The following is a 3808-nucleotide window of genomic DNA, read 5'->3' as shown; positions in this document are numbered from 1 at the left end:
TCTTGCTCCGTATCCACGTGCTGATCCAGATACAATATGTTCCCTTCATTTTTAAATATAAATTCGGTAATCGTAGATACTATGCCTTTTCTATCCGGGCAGTGAATAAGTAATATCGCCGATCTGCTATGTTCTTTCGTAGTCATTTTTGTTCCACCTTAATTAGTGTCTTCCCATAAGCTCATAGATCTCATCGTCATTAAGGCCAAAATAATGAGCTATCTCGTGCTGAAGCACTTCATTTACCCTCTCTTCAATTTCCTCATCGTTTCTGCAAACTTTTTCTATGTCTTTTTGAAAAAGCACTATTTCATCAGGAAGTCTTACTCCCTGCCACACACTTCTTTGAGGAAGCGGCGTTCCTCTGTAAAGCCCGAGCAGAAGGCCCTTGCCCCTTATTTTTAGGGTCTCAAGATCCCTTGCACTTGGGTAGTCTTCAACCAATATTGAGACATTATCAATCTTATCCCTAAATTTCTGAGGGATTCTCTCATAGGCCTGGTTTACAAGGTTCTCAAATTTTTTTCTTTCCATAGTTCTAAGTTGCCTGAGAAATTGAATAAAATACTATATTATGTTTAGTAGGCTTTCAATCTGTCATTGCAAAACTGAGCAACTTTTTTGATTATAAATAATCATATATGTAAACACTATTTTAAGATATATTTAGGAGTGAGATATGAATAAATTATTCTATTTAGTTCCAGCAGTTTTAGTTGTTCTTTTGTCCTATGCTTTTATTTCGCATGGGATCTCAAATCAAGATAGGTTAAATTACGGCAGCGAAGATGTGTTTGATGTGGCTGATCTTGGATCTGTAAAAGACTCCCCTGTTGAGCTTGGACAGGTGAAGTGGATAAGAGATTTTGACAAGGGCACCAAAGAGGCCAAAGCGCAAAACAAGCCTCTTTTAGTACTATTTCAAGAAGTGCCCGGCTGCAGCACAGCATCAGGTTACGGCAAAAATGTCCTAAGTCATCCGCTTATCGTAGAAGCCATAGAAACCCTATTTGTCCCAGTAGCTATATATAACAATCACTCAGGTGAAGACGAGAGGGTATTAAAATCCTTTAACGAGCCTTCATGGAACAATCCCGTGGTCAGAATTATGACCCCCGACAGAGAGGAGCTTGTATCCAGACTAAGCGGAAACTACACGAAAGCAGGTTTAGTAAATGCTATGATATCGGCTCTTAAAAATGATAATAAACCAGTTCCTCAGTATTTAGTCCTTTTGCAAAAAGAGCTAACTGCAAAGTCAGGCAAATCAGAAAAAGCAGTTTTTGCGATGCACTGTTTTTGGATAGGCGAGGGTGTTTTGGCCAATGTTAACGGCGTTATTTCTACTGAGCCTGGATTTATGGGCGGACGCGAAGTTGTAGAGCTTGCGTATAATCCCGATGTGGTCTCATATAACGAGCTTTTAACCGCTGCAAGATCAAACAATGTTGCAAGCCACGTATATGCAGTAAACAGTGATCAAGAAAAAGTGGCCAAACAAGTTTCAGGAAAGAGCTCAGTTTCCCAGTTAGGCGCCTTTAGCCCTGACCGCCAGCCAAAGTACTACATGTCAGGAACTCTTTATAGGTTTGTCCCGATGACAAATACTCAAATAGCCAGAGTTAACGCTGCTATTGGAAGCATGCAGTCTCCTGATATCTTTCTATCTCCCCGCCAGCTAGAGATATATAAGTATGTTAGGGCTAATCAGAATAAGGATTGGGTCAATATTGTAAGGACTCCAAATATTGAGACAGCCTGGGCTCAGACAGTATCTCAAATGGGCAGCAAGCTTTCAAAAAGATAGTTACATCTCTTTTCTATAATCATCTACAAATCGGATTAGCTCCGCGAAGAACTCGGTGAATTTCTCCTCGAGCTCATCGTAATTGTCTTTAATATCATCTATACCGCCCCTTATCACACTTGCTCTTTCGAAACGGATTGTAAGGCGTCTTGAAATTGCATTAAGAGCTAGTTCAATCGTATCAATATTTTGATAAGATACGAGCCAATTATCTTGAATCATGTAGGGCATACGCTGTAATAATTTAGGAGGCAGGATGGCTTCGTATTTCAATAAGACGCCATAGAATCTCTGGGCAAAATCATTTAATTCTATGCTTGAGTATTGAGACCAGTTTTTTGCTAGAAAGTGATCAAAGCCAAGGTCTATAATAACCCCGGCAAACCTTCTCCTGTCTTCTCTTAGCAGTTTTTTGCATTCAAGAAATTTAGGATGCTGATCTGTATATGCATCTACTTTTCTATGGGTTTTTATGCCCTTTACAATTTCAGGGCTGTACTGGTCTAAAACTGTACCTTTTACGAAATCTCCCAATAGATTTCCTAGTAGTGATTCGTCAGAATCTTCAGCTAAAAATAAATGAGCTAAATAGTTCATTGCTCAGAGTTTAGAGCAAAAACCGCCATAAATCTATCGGGAGAGTTGTATTAGTTTACTTCTACTAACTCTGTATCGAATATTAAAACTGAGTTAGGCGGAATAACCGGCGGGTAGCCACTTGCTCCGTATCCTAAATCTGGCGGTATAATGAGCTGACGTTTCTCGCCTACTTTCATATCGGCTATGCCTTCGTCCCAGCCCTTGATAACTTGTCCGACTCCTAGAGTAAACTCTATTGGAACTCCTCTTTTTACAGAGCTATCAAAAACTGTTCCGTCTTCGAGTTTCCCTGTGTAGTGAACCTTTACTTTTTGTCCCTTTGTGGGCTTGTCTCCCGTGCCTTCTTCAATAATTATGTACTTTAAGCCCGAGGGTGTTTCCACAACTTCTCCTGACATTTTGTCCTCCTTTGACAAAGCATTTGTACTCAAGTTCATAGATATAGCAAATAGCAATATTAGTACTGAAAATACAAAACGACTACTGGTAAGAATGGCGAACATAATGACCTCCGTGTTATAGGGATTAAATTGTTTAGATATATTTACAACTGGGTACTACTCTACCTAATGAAAAATATTAAACTAGTCTTATTTTCCTTTAAAGTCCGGCTCTCTTTTTTCTAAAAAGGCTTTCATGCCCTCAGATCTATCCTGAGTGTTAAAACATTTATCCATAAGATCTCTTTCAAGCTCAAGGGCATCACTTATCTTCATCTCAGATCCTTTGTTGATTGCCTCTTTCGCAAGCGCAATTGCAAGAGGTGCTCTAGAAGCTATCATTTGAGCAAACTCAGTAGATTCTTTCATAACTACTTCATGTGGAACCACTCTCTCAACAAGTCCTAACCTAAGAGCTTCTTGGGCGCTGACCATCTCACCTGAAAATATAAGCTCTTTAGCTTTAGCGTTACCCATTATTCTTGTAACTCTTTGTGATCCTCCCCAGCCAGGGAATATTCCAAGCTTAACCTCTGGAAATCCAAGTTTTGCTTTTTCAGAAGCTATCCTTAAGTCGCATGACAGTGCCAGCTCGCATCCTCCGCCTAGGGCGTAGCCGTTTACTGCTGCAATTGAAGGGAAGGGGGCGTTTTCAATCATAGAGAAAATTTTATGCGCATATTCCACATACTCTTTGAATTCGCTGCCGTTCATCTCGCTCATCTGAGCTACGTCTGCTCCGGCAACAAATGCCTTGTCCCCAGCGCCGGTAATAATAAGGGCTCTTAGGCCTTCATTAGGCAATTTTTCTTCTACAAAAGAGCCTAATTCTTTTAGTGTATCCCAATTAAGAACATTCAGAGCTTTAGGACGGTTTATCGTTAGCGTTCCAACAAATCCATCTTTTTCAAACTGTATATATTCATTTGCCATCATAATCTCCTATGGTCTAAAAAATCAG

Annotated in this window: 6 protein-coding genes; 1 reads left to right on the top strand and 5 read right to left on the bottom strand. The window is 39.9% G+C overall.

Going from position 1 to position 3808, the window contains the following annotated elements; all coding sequences use genetic code 11:
- The coding region (locus tag AAF462_10775; GenBank protein MEM7009607.1) for an ACT domain-containing protein at window positions 1–146 on the bottom strand (146 nt) is incomplete at its 3' end.
- A 16-nt stretch (window positions 147–162) separates the two neighbouring features.
- The gene (locus AAF462_10770) at window positions 163–534 is read right to left on the bottom strand and encodes a metallopeptidase family protein (GenBank protein MEM7009606.1); all 372 of its coding nucleotides are present in this window, start codon (window positions 532–534) and stop codon (window positions 163–165) included.
- A 145-nt stretch (window positions 535–679) separates the two neighbouring features.
- Here AAF462_10770 and AAF462_10765 point away from each other — a divergent pair, with 145 nt between their 5' ends.
- Complete coding sequence (locus AAF462_10765) at window positions 680–1807, top strand: VPGUxxT family thioredoxin-like (seleno)protein, type 2 (GenBank protein MEM7009605.1); 1128 nt, start codon at window positions 680–682, stop codon at window positions 1805–1807.
- Here the strand turns inward: AAF462_10765 and AAF462_10760 are convergent, their stop codons facing one another.
- From AAF462_10760 to AAF462_10750, 3 genes are all read right to left on the bottom strand, one after another.
- On the bottom strand, window positions 1808–2404 hold the full coding sequence (locus AAF462_10760) for an ACP phosphodiesterase (protein MEM7009604.1): 597 nt from the start codon (window positions 2402–2404) through the stop codon (window positions 1808–1810).
- Between the two features lie 50 nt (window positions 2405–2454).
- Window positions 2455–2910, bottom strand: a complete 456-nt coding sequence (locus AAF462_10755) for an FKBP-type peptidyl-prolyl cis-trans isomerase (protein MEM7009603.1) — start codon at window positions 2908–2910, stop codon at window positions 2455–2457.
- Window positions 2911–2997: 87 nt separating this feature from the next.
- Window positions 2998–3783, bottom strand: coding sequence for an enoyl-CoA hydratase-related protein (locus tag AAF462_10750; GenBank protein MEM7009602.1), 786 nt, complete (start codon window positions 3781–3783; stop codon window positions 2998–3000).
- Window positions 3784–3808 lie beyond the last annotated feature (25 nt).

Source organism: Thermodesulfobacteriota bacterium (assembly GCA_039028315.1).
Lineage (GTDB): Bacteria > Desulfobacterota_D > UBA1144 > Nemesobacterales > UBA2774 > CR02bin9.
Note: the sequence above shows the minus strand (reverse complement) of the source record. Positions and strands in the feature narration are given on the sequence as shown.